General features: G+C 46.1%; 12 protein-coding genes. 4 read left to right on the forward strand and 8 right to left on the reverse strand.

The genetic code is table 11. The features are described from left to right. Positions 1-78: 78 nt before the first annotated feature. The 3 genes from T344_RS0122220 to T344_RS0122230 all read left to right on the forward strand — a co-directional run bounded on the left by T344_RS0122220 (position 79) and on the right by T344_RS0122230 (position 5,812). Entirely contained in the window at positions 79-4,215 is a 4,137-nt protein-coding gene (locus T344_RS0122220; RefSeq protein WP_027630525.1) for a DEAD/DEAH box helicase, read from the forward strand. A gap of 107 nt (positions 4,216-4,322) precedes the next feature. Beyond that, on the forward strand, positions 4,323-5,057 hold the full coding sequence (locus T344_RS0122225) for an ABC transporter ATP-binding protein (RefSeq protein ID WP_027630526.1): 735 nt from the start codon (positions 4,323-4,325) through the stop codon (positions 5,055-5,057). Between the two features lie 2 nt (positions 5,058-5,059). Then, positions 5,060-5,812, forward strand: coding sequence for an ABC transporter permease (locus T344_RS0122230; RefSeq protein WP_027630527.1), 753 nt, complete (start codon positions 5,060-5,062; stop codon positions 5,810-5,812). A 361-nt stretch (positions 5,813-6,173) separates the two neighbouring features. On the opposite strand, the gene T344_RS0122235 is transcribed toward T344_RS0122230, so the two are convergent. Next, a complete protein-coding gene (locus tag T344_RS0122235) occupies positions 6,174-7,145 on the reverse strand; it encodes an ABC transporter substrate-binding protein (protein ID WP_027630528.1) in 972 nt (323 codons plus the stop codon). A gap of 90 nt (positions 7,146-7,235) precedes the next feature. Continuing rightward, positions 7,236-7,985 carry a polysaccharide deacetylase family protein gene (locus T344_RS0122240; RefSeq protein ID WP_027630529.1) on the reverse strand — a complete coding sequence of 250 codons (750 nt, stop codon included), beginning with the start codon at positions 7,983-7,985 and terminating at the stop codon, positions 7,236-7,238. A gap of 334 nt (positions 7,986-8,319) precedes the next feature. On the opposite strand from T344_RS0122240, the gene T344_RS0122245 reads away from it, so the two are divergent. Then, positions 8,320-9,786 carry a diguanylate cyclase domain-containing protein gene (locus T344_RS0122245; RefSeq protein WP_242842127.1) on the forward strand — a complete coding sequence of 489 codons (1,467 nt, stop codon included), beginning with the start codon at positions 8,320-8,322 and terminating at the stop codon, positions 9,784-9,786. Positions 9,787-9,841: 55 nt separating this feature from the next. Here T344_RS0122245 and T344_RS0122250 read toward each other — a convergent pair whose 3' ends face one another. The 6 genes from T344_RS0122250 to T344_RS0122285 form a co-directional block, all read right to left on the reverse strand. Continuing rightward, on the reverse strand, positions 9,842-10,651 hold the full coding sequence (locus tag T344_RS0122250; RefSeq protein ID WP_027630531.1) for a CPBP family intramembrane glutamic endopeptidase: 810 nt from the start codon (positions 10,649-10,651) through the stop codon (positions 9,842-9,844). A 3-nt stretch (positions 10,652-10,654) separates the two neighbouring features. Further along, on the reverse strand, positions 10,655-11,308 hold the full coding sequence (locus T344_RS0122255) for a TetR/AcrR family transcriptional regulator (protein WP_027630532.1): 654 nt from the start codon (positions 11,306-11,308) through the stop codon (positions 10,655-10,657). Positions 11,309-11,838: 530 nt separating this feature from the next. Then, a complete protein-coding gene (locus T344_RS0122270; RefSeq protein WP_027630534.1) occupies positions 11,839-13,254 on the reverse strand; it encodes a PQQ-dependent sugar dehydrogenase in 1,416 nt (471 codons plus the stop codon). 160 nt (positions 13,255-13,414) lie between these two features. Then, entirely contained in the window at positions 13,415-13,558 is a 144-nt protein-coding gene (locus tag T344_RS31290) for a hypothetical protein (protein WP_169738711.1), read from the reverse strand. Between the two features lie 47 nt (positions 13,559-13,605). Continuing rightward, positions 13,606-13,947 carry a nuclear transport factor 2 family protein gene (locus T344_RS0122280; RefSeq protein ID WP_027630535.1) on the reverse strand — a complete coding sequence of 114 codons (342 nt, stop codon included), beginning with the start codon at positions 13,945-13,947 and terminating at the stop codon, positions 13,606-13,608. A 25-nt stretch (positions 13,948-13,972) separates the two neighbouring features. Continuing rightward, positions 13,973-14,773 (reverse strand): SDR family oxidoreductase, encoded by an 801-nt coding sequence (locus T344_RS0122285; protein ID WP_027630536.1) that lies wholly within the window; start codon positions 14,771-14,773, stop codon positions 13,973-13,975. Positions 14,774-14,827 lie beyond the last annotated feature (54 nt).

Here is a 14,827-nt window from a genome sequence, read left to right on the forward strand (position 1 = left end):
TACGAGAGGAGTTGTACTTTAAAATGGAGAATATAAACAATGAAATTTATTTATTCCTCTACAGCGAAGGAGATACCTATGGCGGAAAAATTGCCGGATTTATTTGACAAGTTGACAGAGAAATGGTTCATAAATACCCTCGGTTCACCCACTGCCGTTCAGCAGCAGGCCTGGCCGGCAATTGCCTCGGGCAGGCACACGCTGGTATCGGCACCGACAGGTACCGGTAAGACACTTACCGCATTTCTGGTATTTATCGACAGACTGCTGGAACAGGCCCGGAGCGGTAATTTAAAACAGGAACTGCAGCTGATCTATATATCGCCGCTTAAATCACTTGCCGGTGATATACGTGAGAATCTCAAGCGCCCTCTGGACGGAATTCTTGAGGAACAGTTAAAAGCAGGTATCCCGTCAAAGGACACAGGAATTAGTGTCGGCATACGGACCGGTGACACCTCGCAAAAGGAAAGGAGCCGGATGAGCAAGACTCCTCCGCATATTCTGATTACCACTCCCGAATCCTTATATCTGATGCTGACAAGTAAATCCGGACAGAAAATTCTTGAAACGGCTAAAGCAATTATAATAGATGAACTGCATGCCCTCATTGATTCCAAACGGGGCGCCCATCTGATGTTGTCGGCTGCAAGACTGGACAGGCTGTGCCGGCGGCCGCTTCAAAGGATTGGTCTGTCTGCCACCATTGAACCTCTGGATATTGCTGCCCGGTATTTGTCTCCCGACCCGGTTGCAGTTATTGCACCCAAAATGCAGAAGGAGATCCGGATTGCAGTGACAAGTCCCCTGTCGGACAAAAGAACTGTGATGAAAGACCCGGTTTGGCAGGAGCTTGCAAAAACGGTATATTCCTATTGCAGCGGTACGGGCAGCGCCATTGCCTTTGTAGAAGGGCGCGCTTATGCTGAAAAGCTGGCCTATTTTATAAACCAGCTGGGAGGAGAGGGTTTTGCCCGGACGCATCATGGCAGTTTATCCAAGGAACAGCGCTTTGAGGTTGAAAACTCACTTCGCAGCGGGGAACTGAGGCTCCTGTGTGCCACCTCCTCCATGGAGCTTGGAATAGATGTGGGCGATATAGATCAGGTATTCCAGATCGGCTGTCCCCGTTCCATCTCCAGTACCATGCAGAGGCTGGGCCGCGCCGGGCATAATCCAAACCGCATAAGCATCATGCACATGTTCCCCAGGGAAGCGGTGGAAGGGCTGTATTGCGGACTTACCGCAGAGGTGGCGCGAAATGGCGGTATCGAATACTCAAAGCCCCCCAGGCTCTGCTTTGACATCCTGGCCCAGCACCTTGTGTCCATGGCCTGCGGCGGAGGCTATGGGGTTGAGGAGGTCATGGAGCTGCTTTCCCGGGCTTTTCCCTTCCGTGATGTGAAGGTGGAGGATGTCCGGGAAATTCTGTGTATGCTTGCGGGGGATTACGAGCATGAGAGGGATATTCCCGTGCGCCCCAGAATCATTTATGACAGGCTCCATAATCACGTAACGGGGGATGCCTACAGCCGCATGCTGGCGGTCAGTGCCGGAGGAACCATTCCCGACAAAGGTTTATATACATGCAGGACCGAAAGCGGTGTCAAGCTGGGTGAGCTGGATGAAGAATTTGTCTTTGAAACCAGAATCGGCGACAGATTTCTCCTGGGCACCTTTGCCTGGAGGATCGTAAACATATCAAAGGACTCTGTAATCGTAACCCAGACCAATACGGCAGGTGCCAGACTGCCCTTTTGGCACGGTGAGATCAAAGGGCGGAGGCTGCGGACAGGCATTGCCTTTGGTGAACTGTTCCGAAGGCTTGCCGGTGCAGATGAGGCAGGCTCCATGCTGAAAGAGCTTGAAAAAATGGGGCTGGACGAGCCGGCCGCAAAAAGTGCGGCGGATTTTCTGAAGCGGCAGCTGCAGAGCACAGGCATCCTTCCAGACGACAGGACCATATTGATTGAACATTTTATGGATGAAAACAGCAACCATCAGATGATGGTGCATTCGGTATTCGGCCGTCAGGTGAATGAACCCCTGTCCCTTCTTGTGAAGGAAGCGGCAAACCGCCATATGGATACCACAATCAGCTGTGTGACCGACGATGACGGATTCCTCCTGTTTCCCTATAACGGCAGTCCCCTGCCAGAAGGTCTGCTTCAGGAGGTATCACCAACTGCCGCCATGCAGATAGTCACAGCATTACTTCCTGCAACACCTTTGTATAACATGAATTTCCGCTATAACACTGCCCGGGCACTTTTAATGGGTGTGAGGAGCAGCAGGCGCCAGCCGCTGTGGGTACAGCGTATGAGAAGTGCGGAACTGCTTTCTTCACTGGTTGAGCAGGAAAAGCATCCCCTGATCCGGGAAACAAGGCGGGAATGTCTGGAGGATTACTGGGACCTGCAGGGAGTTGAATACATTCTGAATGGAATACGCTCCGGTGATATCCAGGTCCGTGAGATGTATCTCGATACGCCTTCTCCCATGTCCCTGCCGCTGAGACGCCAGACCGAAGCCGCAATGATGTATGATTATTCGCCCACACCGCAGAAAATACATCAGGCTGCGGCAGAGGCCTTAAAAGAGGCCGGGAAGATTAAGCCGGCGCCGGAGCAGCTGGCCCGTGTATCTGAACGTACCAGGCTTCCGGAGGATGAGCAGCAGCTTCATTCCCTGCTGATGATAGAGGGTGATCTGACTGCCGGGGAGCTGGAAATACCGGTTGAATGGCTGGAAGCACTTGCTGCCGCGGGACGTGTGAAATATATCGAGCCGGGCTTATGGATTGCCGCCGAGCAGGAGGAAGAATACTCGGATGCTCTGGAGGGAATAGTCACGGATGCCAGAAAGCGCCTGGTCCAGAGACTGCTGAGATACAGAGGGGCAAAATCAAGCGAACAGGTGGCAGAGAGGTACCTGTGGGCCGAGGAGGCTGCACTTGAAATTCTCACTCTGCTCTGTTCACAGGGAAACGCGGTGGAGCAGGAGGGAATGTACTATCATTCGGGGCTTTATGACCGTGCCAGGAATGAAACTATCAAAAGCCGGCGCAAGCAGGTAAGAACCCTTCCGGCAGAACGGTATGCCGCGCTGCTTGCCAGTCGCATGCTTATTTCGGCACCGGCGGCTGAACAACTGGAGGCCGCGCTTAAAACACTGGGCGATCAGCCGTATCCGGCCGAGGCCTGGGAGAACATCCTGCTGCCGGCACGCGTGGGGAATTACCGTCCGGAGTTTATGGACACTGTTTTATCCGGGGGAAATACATTCTGGCAGCTCAGTCCCCAGGCCAGCCTCTGTTTTCACCAGACCGGAGACATCGACTGGGAGGCCGAGCTGTCTGGAACGGCCGAAACCCTGGAGGGAAGGGAAAAAATCATATATGATGCATTGTTAAAAAGCGGGGCCAGCTTTATGCAAAGACTTACCGGGCTGGTTGAAGGTTCGCCCTATGATACCCTGCTGGAGCTTGCAGCAAAAGGACTTGTGACCTCCGACAGTTTTATTCCGGTCCGGCAGTGGCTGGACAGGGATAAGCTGGAAAAGGGCACGGCCCGCCATAAAGTCAATGCCCGCATGAAGATGCTGACAACCGGGCGGTGGGAGGTTACCCGACCTCTAAAGCCTCTGACAACGGAACAGCAGCTGGACCGCAGCTTCGACAGGGCGGTTGTACTCTGCCGTGAGACAATACGGGGGATTTCCTGGAGCACCGCCCTTGAGACACTTCGCATCTGGGAATATACCGGCCGGGTGCGCCGCGGGTACTTTATCGAAGGACTGTCGGGAATCCAGTTTATACGGGAGAAGGATTATGCCGGGACCATGCTGACACTGGAACAGCCCCGCCGACAGACAGTATGGCTGAATGCAATCGACCCGGCCCAGCCCTGGGGCAAATGCCTGCAGCATATGCCGGACAGGGCATTTCTGAATGTTGCCGGTACGGCTGTTGCATTGCGGGCAGGCATGCCGGTGGCCGTTCTGGAGCGCCAGGGCAGGACCTTGCGGGTATTTGAGCCGGATAGCGCCGCTGAAGCACTTGGAGTATTCGTACAGGATTATTCAAGGCGCAGGATATTTTCATCACAAAACCGTATTGTGATCAAGGATTATCCGGAGGAGGCCGCAGAAGCACTCAGCAGTGCCGGCTTTGTTCACGAGCCCCAGGGTTACGTGGCATACCGGCCGTATAGATAAATGTTTTTTAACCCTGGAAACAATGCTATAATGTGTTATAAAAATATCCTACCCTCTATTGACAATGTACTTTGTCAATAGAGGGTAGGTATAAGGAATTAAAATATATGAAAGATTTTATTATAATGGATCGGGTATTCTTCTCCTATGGAAATCGGGAGATACTCAGCAATGTTCACCTGACACTGGAAGCTGGAAGTTCTTACGCTTTGATCGGTAAGTCGGGGTCGGGGAAAAGTACCATTCTGAACCTCATTGCAGGATTTTTAAAGCCTGACGGGGGAACAGTGACCGTCAATGGGGCGGAGGTCAGGGCTCCCAGGAGTGAAACTGCCTTCCTGTTTCAGGATTTGGGGCTGTTTCCCTGGCAGACCGTAGAGGATGCAGTTTCAATGCCGTTGAAAATAAAGGGACGGACAGACAGGCTGGAGGCTGCCGTAATGGAGCTGCTTGTTGAGATGCGGCTGGAAGGCCATAAGGACAAGTATCCGCAGGAACTGAGCGGAGGCGAGCGGCAGCGGGTGGCTCTGGCAAGGACTTTGATCGGAGAACCGGATCTGCTCCTGATGGATGAACCCACCTCTGCACTTGATGCAATGACAAAGGAGGAGCTGCAGGGCATAATAATAAGAGAACAGCAAAAACGGACGGCGACACTGCTGTTTGTCACCCATGATATTGAAGAGGCCGTTATGCTGGGACAGCACATTCTTCTCATGAACGTGGACGGAACTGTCTCACAGCTGGACAACCCCTATTATTCGGTAAAGAACGCGAGAGAAGAGCTGGGCTTCTATGACCAGTGCATCAGGCTCAGAAAGCTGCTAAAGATGGAGATGTGACCATGAAGGACATAAAAAGATTAACTCAGAGCCAGCTGGCAGGTTTTTTAAGCTTTCTCATCCTTTGGGAGCTTCTTCACCTGCTTTTGAAAACCCGCACCATCCCTTCTCCGGTTGAAACTGTGGACTATATTCTGACAGTACCCGGCCAATTGCTCAGACACTGTGCCGCCAGCATACTAAGAGTGGCCGCAGCTGTGGTTGTTTCCATGCTTCTTGGGGTTCCGGCAGGGATTGTTCTCGGCGTGAATAAAACCTGTAAGAGATTGTTCTCGCCTTTGCTGTACTTCATCTATCCCGTGCCCAAGGTTGCCTTTCTGCCGGTTTTCATGCTGTTGTTCGGCCTTGGAAATACGTCCAAGATAATTCTGGTGATTTTTATTATCATATTCCAGATCATACTGTCGGTTCGGGATGGAGTGGAGCACATTCCTCCGTTGTATTTCAAGGTGATGGAGAGCTTCTGTGCACCGGCGGGCCGGAAGTACCGGTATCTGATCCTGCCGGCAATCCTCCCTCATATATTCGGAGGATTGCGGATAAGTATCGGAATATCGCTGGCTTCACTATTTTTTGCCGAGAATTATGCAACGGTATACGGGATCGGCTATTACATCCTGAGCGCATGGACAAAGATGGATTATGTGCAGATGTTCAGCGGCATTCTGGCCCTTGGCCTTGTGGGAATAGTGCTTTTTAAGCTGCTGGACCGGCTGGAAGCAGCCTGTGTTCCCTGGCTGAAGCGTATGAAATAACGTGCTGTACTGATTGAAGTAACTCTCAACTTTGTGGTTAGGAAGTTATGCTGATTATACCGGCACGCGAGTGCAACTTCAAGCAATGGATGGCACGGTAAAAAGTGCTTGCTGAAATTTGTAGGTAAACAACAAGTATTTTAGCCGACAAAGTGACAGGAGGTCACTTTGAGCAGCACGCGAGACCCGGATGGTCGAGTCGCTGCGACGGCAAGAAAATACTTGTTGTGAACCGTACTATTTCAAGTAAGCGCTTTGTGTGCAGCCATTGATTGAAGTTAGCACGGAAGTACCGATATAATCAATAGAATTTTTACTGGTAATATTGGTTAACCAATTAGTACAACACGTTAAGTTAATACTATTTTATAAACGAGAAGTCGGTTAATTCACCATAGGTATAGAGCTTGCCTGTCAATCCCTTGTCTTTAGTCCATTTAATGATATTATCAAACTGGTCTTCACTGATGGTTCCTGCATGCGTGAACTTCCCGGACAGGTTAGAGAGGTAATCTCCGATTGCTTCGGGAAACTGGTAATTTTTCAGGATGGCGCTGTATTCCTTCACATCGGTGTCGTTCATGTAATCAATGGCCTTGTTGTAAGCCTGATAGAATCTTTTTATGTCCCCGGGACGGTCGGAAATCACGGCATCTGTGAACAGCAGGGTACCGCCTTTGATTCCTGCTTTTTTTGAACTTCCCAGCAGATGCGCACCCTGTTTTACAAGCATGCCTGCCTGCGGTTCGGTATAAACGACTCCGTCAATCTGATCGGACATGAGAGCTTCGGCTCTTCCCGCAAAGGAAGGTATTTCAACGATCTGATAATCAAATCCGTCTTTTTCCGCAAACTGGTCCATGATATATTCCAGGAGAAAGTTCCGTACAAGAGAAATCCGTTTGCCCTTTAACTCTTCCATTTTCTCAATTTTGGAACCGGGGGAGGATAATATTTTAAAGTCTTCACTGATATCCGATGTGATTTTCATGGCAATACCCTTATCTACAAAGGCTGCGCCGGTCATGACATCGCCTATGGCCCCATCCAGCTCTTTGGCTTGAACCGCTACATTACGGTCATTTGGAGAAGAAAAGGACTTGATGGATACCTTTAGTCCGGTCTGGTCAAAGAAGCCCTTTTCCTTTGCAAGAATGATGGGAATGGCCGACTCGGCAGGCAGGATGCCTACTTTCAATTCCTGCCCGCTTGGTGCTTGACTGCCGGTGACCGAGGGTTCGGATGGATTTCCGGCATTATTGCCGGCTTTCGAGCATGAGGGCATGAATAGAATTCCTATTAATAATGCGAATATTATGACTGATTTTTTCATATTTTATGTTCCTCTCTTTTATTTATATTAATGATTAATGTTTAATGTTATATCCGCAGCTTCAACTTTGATGCGGCCGGGGGGCTTCCGTCACCCTGTGATGCCTCTGAAGGTTTCCATATCCATGGAATAGGGGATGACATTCCGCTTGAGAAGCAGCGGAGGGGTATCCTTGGTATTACTGCCGCCCTCAGTGGTAAAAGCAAGCTTGAACCCTTTATTTTTCAGCAGGGCCACATTCAGATCGGAATACAGGCCGAAGGGATATGCAAAAACATCCTTTGCACCCACGAGAGGACTGGCATTGCAGCGGTCCAGGTCTTCGGAGGTTTTCTCCTGATCTGCTTCCAGCATCCTGCTGACTGTGGTTCCGGTTCTGGTGTGAAATTGGTCGGTATGGTTTGCATATTCAAAAATATCGGACATTTCCTCCAGTTCTTTTACGGTAAGACAAATGGATTTCTCCGGATCGAAAGGTTTTCTTTGTGTATTGAGCCAGCCGGTAACCACAAAGGCAACGGCATGAAACCCATACTTTTTTAATGTGGGATATGCGTAAAGTCCCATTGACTGGTAGCAGTCGTCAAAGGTAAGCAATACGGATTTTTCCGGCAGTCCGGCTCCCCTGTAATAATAATCTTTTATTTCAGAGAGTGTTAAAGTATGAAAGCCGTTTTCATGCAAATACTCCATCTGGGCGAGGAAATTCTCCAGGTTGATGAAGAGCGGAGAGGGCAAATTGTCCCTGTAATCCTGCTTCACCTCAATTGGCGAGGCCTGTTCCGGACGGTGCATCCGGCTCTCCCGGATTTCGTGGTATAGTAAGGTGGTGAATGGCATAGTATTCTCCTGTCTGTTTTTTGACTTCATTTTTACTTTATAATTATATTTTAAAACTAATTATAAAATATATCACAGAATTTTGTTAACGGGTATGAAAATTAATAATATCTGTCATATGTGGCTAACTCCGGTATGTTGACTTTAAGGCTGCGAATCTGGCTAATATTGTCGAAATATGTTATAATAGCAGAACCAAGAGGTTGATCTTCAGCCTCATTGGTTGACTTCTTCCCCCATAATCTCAAGGAAATATACGATTAAGGAGGCACATATTATAAAGCTCAAATATACAGTTATCTCACTGATAATCGCTGGAATTACCTGTTTTGTTGTGGTTTACTTTTATTTATTTTCAATCAATAAAGTCAGCGATGTTTATATAGACAAGACCCGGGAAACTATTCTGGACCTGAGGAAGGATTTCCTGAAAGATACTGTAAATAACCTGATTTTCGAAATTGACGCTGAAAGAAGAGCCAAGACCAGGTATACCGAAAAACTGGTAAGGGATACGTCGGCTATTATCAATGTAAAAACAACACATACCGATATGAATTTTAAGGACTTTGTTATCAGCTTCTTCAGTGATAATTCAGATTACGAATTTTGGACAGTACTGCTTTGGAACAACAAAGAAAATAAAGTGATTTACATTTCAAAAAATCTGGTTGATGCTCCGGAAAAGGTTACGTTTAATAATGTTATATCCGGTTTATCTTCATATGGGGTTGTTACCCGGGGGGATGAAACGGTTGTTTTCGGCATAAGCAAGAACTATATCGATGAGCTTGTCAAGTCTGAAATATCCGACACAATCAGAAATTTAAAATTTGATGATAATTCTTATATCTGGATTAATGAGATCATAAATTATAATGGCGGCAAAAATTATGCCATCAGAAGGGTCCACCCGAATCTGCCCGAAACGGAAGGTATGTATCTATCCACCGATATGACCGACGGAAAAGGCAATTTCCCTTATTTAACCGAACTTCAAGGGGTTAATAAAGACGGGGAGCTGTTTTTTTCCTACTACTTCAAGGAACCTGACAGTGATGCTGTTTCCAAAAAATTAGCGTATGCCAAGCTGTACAGGGAATATAACTGGGTTATTGCCATGGGGATATATTTGAATGATCTCCAGTCATATGTAGACCAGACCAATGAAAAAAGCAGGGCGCTTGCATCAAGACTTACGCTTGTACTGGTTTTTTTATTCGTCATAATACTGTTTCTGAGCTATTCCTTGATTGTATTGATTGAAAAGTTGTATCACCGGCATTCCAGAAAAATACTGGAATCTGAAATTAACCAGGACTCTCTTACAAAGTCAGCCAGCCGTAAGAGCGGAACAAGTGACTTGATCCGCGCATTCAGGGAGTATAAGAGGAACGGTTCCAATCCCGGCATAATGATGTTAGATATCGATAATTTTAAGCATATAAACGATAAGCATGGGCATGCCTCGGGAGATTTGGTTTTAATAGAAATCGTAAAGGCAATTTACCGGGTTATTAGAAGCTCTGACAAGCTTATCCGGTGGGGCGGAGACGAATTTGTGATAATTCTTTACGGGCTGCAGCAGGAAAATGCGCTTGAGTACGGTAGGAAAATATTATCTGTGGTATCTTCACTAAAAATTTCAGCTGAAAATAATGAAATTAATCCTGCTCTATCCATAGGTTTCACCTTTTTTAAAGAAACCGACACTGATTACAGCGATGTACTGAAGCGCGCCGATGAAGCATTGTATATATCCAAGACCAATGGCCGCAATCAGGTAAATTTAATTTTATGATTTAACCATTTGGTTATTTAATTATTTGTAAATGGCCGGTTAATGTGAACAATTCTTATTTATGTGTATTAATAATTGTCCTCTCCCTTTTTAAACGTGTTATGAGCATGGAAACTATGATTGCCATGAGAATTTCCGATCCCCAAAGGGCGGCCATTTTTATGCTGACAGGCTGGGTAAGTGCACTGCGTGTGAACATGCCCTGCAGCAAATTTCCCCAGGCGTGCAGCAATACACAGGCAAATATGGATTTTGTCAGCCGGTAAAGCAGACCCAGGACGAAGCCGAATGTGATGCAATATAATAAAAATGACGGAAAATTCATGACGGATTGGTTGGAGCTTTGGACAAACCAGAGGGGCAAATGCCAACAGCCCCAAATGACGCCTGTTATTAATGCCGATAGGGTAAAGGGAAACCTTTTTTCCAGCTGCGGCTGCAGGAAACCGCGCCAGCCAAGCTCTTCGACTCCGCCGCCTATGACCATGACAGGGAGGAGAAGAATAAAAAGATACCAGGGATTGCCTGTGTACTCCTCACTGGCAGCATTGACCAAAAGCTGGCTTGCAAGGAAGATTGCTGTTATCCATATTGCTTGTTTGATATTTGGGGTATGCAGGATGAGCCTGAAAATATCCTTAAAGCCTTTTACCTTCCCCTGCTTTTTTAAGAGAATACAAACCGCATAGGCCGGTGCAAAACCCGCACCGAAACCTATGAGCAAAAAGATCAGGGCCGTACCTGCCGCACCCTTTAGTATTCCCAGCCTTTCTCCGGCTATGATGACAGCTTCCGTACCCCATGCAATTAAAAAGGTGAGCATAAGATATTGCAGGATACCGTTTTGTTCTTTATTTTTATACATAGGTTATTCCTCCGCTGTACCCAAAAAATATAGGATGGCTTTTGCAAGTGTTGCAAACATTTCGGAAATGTATGTCTCACTTCGGCCTGCAATGGACTGTATGGCCGTATCGGTGGATATCCCGTCAACAGCTGCCTGCGTGAAGCGGATGATTTCTTCCAGAGGTATGATTGGCTTAAACACCCCTTTCTCAATGTTTTGCCGTATATACCCGATAATGAGGCTTTGGGCATTGTCAAGACTTTGCCTGAAAATCAGCCTTTGCAATACCGACTCTTTTTTTTGTTGGTCGAAGGCATACAGTACAAGTATTCCAAAGAGTATTTTTCCTCCTACGGTATTTTGCAGCTTCTTTATGTAATAACCCATAGCATTAATGCTTTCAAAAACAATATCAGCTTCTTTTTTATCGAGGCTGAACAAATGTCCTATGGCGCTTTCCAGCACATCTGGCGGTGTGCTCCGGTTGACCGAATCCAAAAAAATTTCATCGACATTTGAATAATATCGGTAAATGGTGCCCTGGCTGAAGCCGGTCTTTACAATAATATCCCTCATGGTGATCTGATAGAGCGGTTTTTCCATGAACGCTTCATTTGCACATTTGATGATAAAATTTCTTTTATTTGCAGCATACTCCTTGTGAACTTTTGGCATATTAGCTCCTCTTGTGATAAATTATTCCTAAAGTGACATAGTGTCATTTTAGGAATAATTTATCACGGAAAAAGGAAAGTGTCAAGATGACACTATGTCATTTTGAAGAAATATTCAGCCATGATACAAAAAAGGTTAAAATATTTTGCACTCTGGGAAGTTCAGGCAGCAAAGAACAGCTTATTGAAATCAAGCGTTAATGAAAAAAATCAGCGGCATGGACGGAGGAAAAGAGGCCGCTGCAATCATTTGGGAAAAAATTAATGATTTATTGTAAAGAAATTGGCAACTGAAAAAACGGTACACCTGCACCGGAACATACAATATTTTACATGTACACCATGTATGTATGCAATCTGGCAAAACAGCAGTTGTTGTCATGAACAGGACGGTGAAAATCTGGAAGCAATCGGAGGATATATCAACATTACACTGGAGACCTTACAGGATAAGCAGAAACGCAGTAGAATTACCTCCAAAATCCGTGAATTTGCAGAATGCACCGATAAAGTTCTGGATTTTTGAGTAATTCATCCGGTGATCTCAAAAACAGTGCCCTGATTTAAGTCAGCCACTTTCATGGAGCCATAAACTCCCAAATACAGCCTGGTTTGATCAAGGTTTGCTCCCAAACTCACATAATATGCTGCTTGAGTTCCGAAATTGTAATCAGTTTCAATTACTCTAAAATCATTTAGTTTGCAGTTTGCTCCTGTACGGGTATAAGCCAAAACCCCTCTGGCTGGGGATTGTGATCTTTCTTTCCGGGCCAGATCTGTAAAAACCACGCTTCCAGTTAATTCGGGAATTTCATTTCCAATGTATGGCTGGACTCCGGTAAGTGCAGTTGCCCCAAACTTGCCGGGACGGGGGTCCTCATGAAAATATTGGGTTATGGGCTGGAGACGCTGCACCGAAGTTCTGACTGCTTCATTGTAATAAACAATTATTTTTTCATTCAAAGCGGCATTAACCGAGCAGCCTCTTATAATTGCAGTAGGAAAAGCGCCTTCCCATCCTCTCCAGCCCAAGTTGATAAATCCTTCGGGAACGGGTTCCGATTTAAACGCTGAAGTTTGAGTAAGCTGAGTAACCTGTACGGGTTTAAAGTTATCGAATGAAAAAATGGACTCTATCAGATCCTGTCCCACATTTCCCACGTACTTGATATACTGGTTTTTAAACCATTGAAATGTAATGCCTGTGATATTGCGAACCCCTTTGGCAATCACAGTAAGTGTTTCCTGTATGGGCGGAGGGAGTTCATTAAAACGTGTAACTGCAGGCGGATTGACGATAGATATATTCTTAGCTATATCAATTTCAATGATTTTGCCGGCAATTTCCATATCATCCTGACTTAAATTGAAGGGATCATAACCTGAACCGCCATCACCGGTTGTTAATACAAGTTTTCCTGTTTCAGGTGAAAAGTTTAAACTGTTAACACCATTATGATTAAAAAATGGCCTGATTATATTAAGCAATGTCCGGCGTTTCTGCGGTTGGCCATTGGATTGTAAAACCCATTCTTCAACTGTATCAATATGATCATATTGAATATCTCTGTTTACCCACTTCAGATTCAAAGTCCGAGGGTCACACGGATTGGGCTTAAAGGGTTCGGTAAGAGCACCGGGACCTTGTGTTCCGGCTGCCGAATAATGCAGATAAAATAGACCGTTATTATGAAATTCCGGATGAAATGCCAGTCCCAGCAAGCCTCGTTCATCATATCCGCCATTTGATGTACCCAGTTTTATAACTTTAGGACGGATATCAAGAAAAGTCCCGATAAATCCATTTCCTATGTAAAAAATTTCTCCCGGCTGGGTTGCAATAAATAATCTCTCGGTTGTATCGCCAGGAGGTACGATGGTTTTTAAAACTGTAGGTAAATTCAGGTTGTTAACAAGAGGCCTTAATCCGACTTTAACCTTTATCAAGCAATTCTACTCCCCTTCTTATTATCATCTTCTATAAGAATATGATTGGAGTAAATCCATTAGCACCGAAAAACAGGGATTTTTTAGTTTGTGCCTGGTATACGGAAGTTATGTTCTCCCCGGTCACTCGCAGTAGAGGGTTAACTAATACCAATTGAAATCATTTTGTTTCATAGCACACAGATGCCTGTGTGTCCAGAACACCAGCCACAAACTGTGCAACCTCCAGGTGAACGGGGTGCGAAAGGTATTTATCCATGTGATTCCGGTCTTTCAGCTTTAACATCAAATTATTTACAATCATATTTACCTCCATATAAGCTGTTTGATATTACATGCCAATTGCTGATGTTATTCGATGGAGAGTCTGGTGATTTTTCCGGCACAAATACTGAAATGGTAGTCCAGTAGGAGCGGGTCGGGCAGGCCGGTCTTGTCATAATCACCATCAAGTTTGCAGGTGACTGTAATTCCATTATCGCTTTGTTTTACAGCCCGTGGCTCAAGTGTTACATTGGCTGCGAAGTGGTAAACGTCACTCCAGTTTTTAATGGCTGTCTTACCGGTTCTGGTCTGTCCTTCGTCAATAACAGTTGCGTTATCTGAAAAACAGTTTACATAGGCAGCAGGATCAGGTTTGTTTGATGCAGCAATAAAATCAGTTATTACTTGAGGAATATTATTAATATCCATTTTTCTTCTCCTTTTAATTAACGTTTTAGATGGTCCGGACTGTGCCGCCGTCAATCAGGTATTCGCATCCGGTGATATAGGATGCCCTGTTTGATACAAGAAATGCTACAAGTTCTGCTACTTCTTCAGGTTTTGCAGGCCGCCCCAGAGGTATACCTCCGATTTGCTCCATTAATTGCCTGCGGGCGGTATCATAGCCGCAGTTTGAATTTTGTGCCATCCTTTCAATGAGACGTTCGGCTGCTTCAGTTTCGGTAAATCCCGGTGCAACAGTGTTTATACGGATTCCGTCCGGGCCGAACACTGTTGCCAGGTTTTTGCTGTAATTGGTCAATGCTGCTTTTGCAGCCGAATATGCCATGGTCATATTCCCGGGAAGCTTACGCTGGATGGATGAAATATGAACGATGACACCGCTGCGCTGCTTGATCATGTAAGGCAGAAAACCCCGGTCCAGGCCGACGGCGGAAAAAAGATTTGCATTAAATGTGGTCAGCCAATCCTCGTCGGATAACGCCAAAGCTCCTGCGGTAGATGTGGAGGAACCGCCTGCATTATTGATCAGAATATCCAGCCCGCCCAACTTTTCAAAGGTTTCACGGATGATTTTTTCCGTCCCTTCCGGTTTGCTGACATCAGCCTGGATGAATTCAACATTGTCCGGTAAATCCTGAGGTGTAGTTCTGGCTGCCGCTGTTACTTTTGCTCCTGCGTTATGCAGCCGCAAAACTACAGACCGGCCGATGCCCCTGGTTCCACCTGTTACGAGTATACGTTTGCCTTCAAGTTCCTTGTTTGTGTCCAATAAGTACGGACTATTTTCCATGGTTTGTTACCTCCTTGAAATAGATTACAAGTTAACTATAGCGGATATAACCTG

It is taken from the genome of Ruminiclostridium cellobioparum DSM 1351 = ATCC 15832, assembly GCF_000621505.1.
Lineage (GTDB): Bacteria > Bacillota > Clostridia > Acetivibrionales > DSM-1351 > Ruminiclostridium > Ruminiclostridium cellobioparum.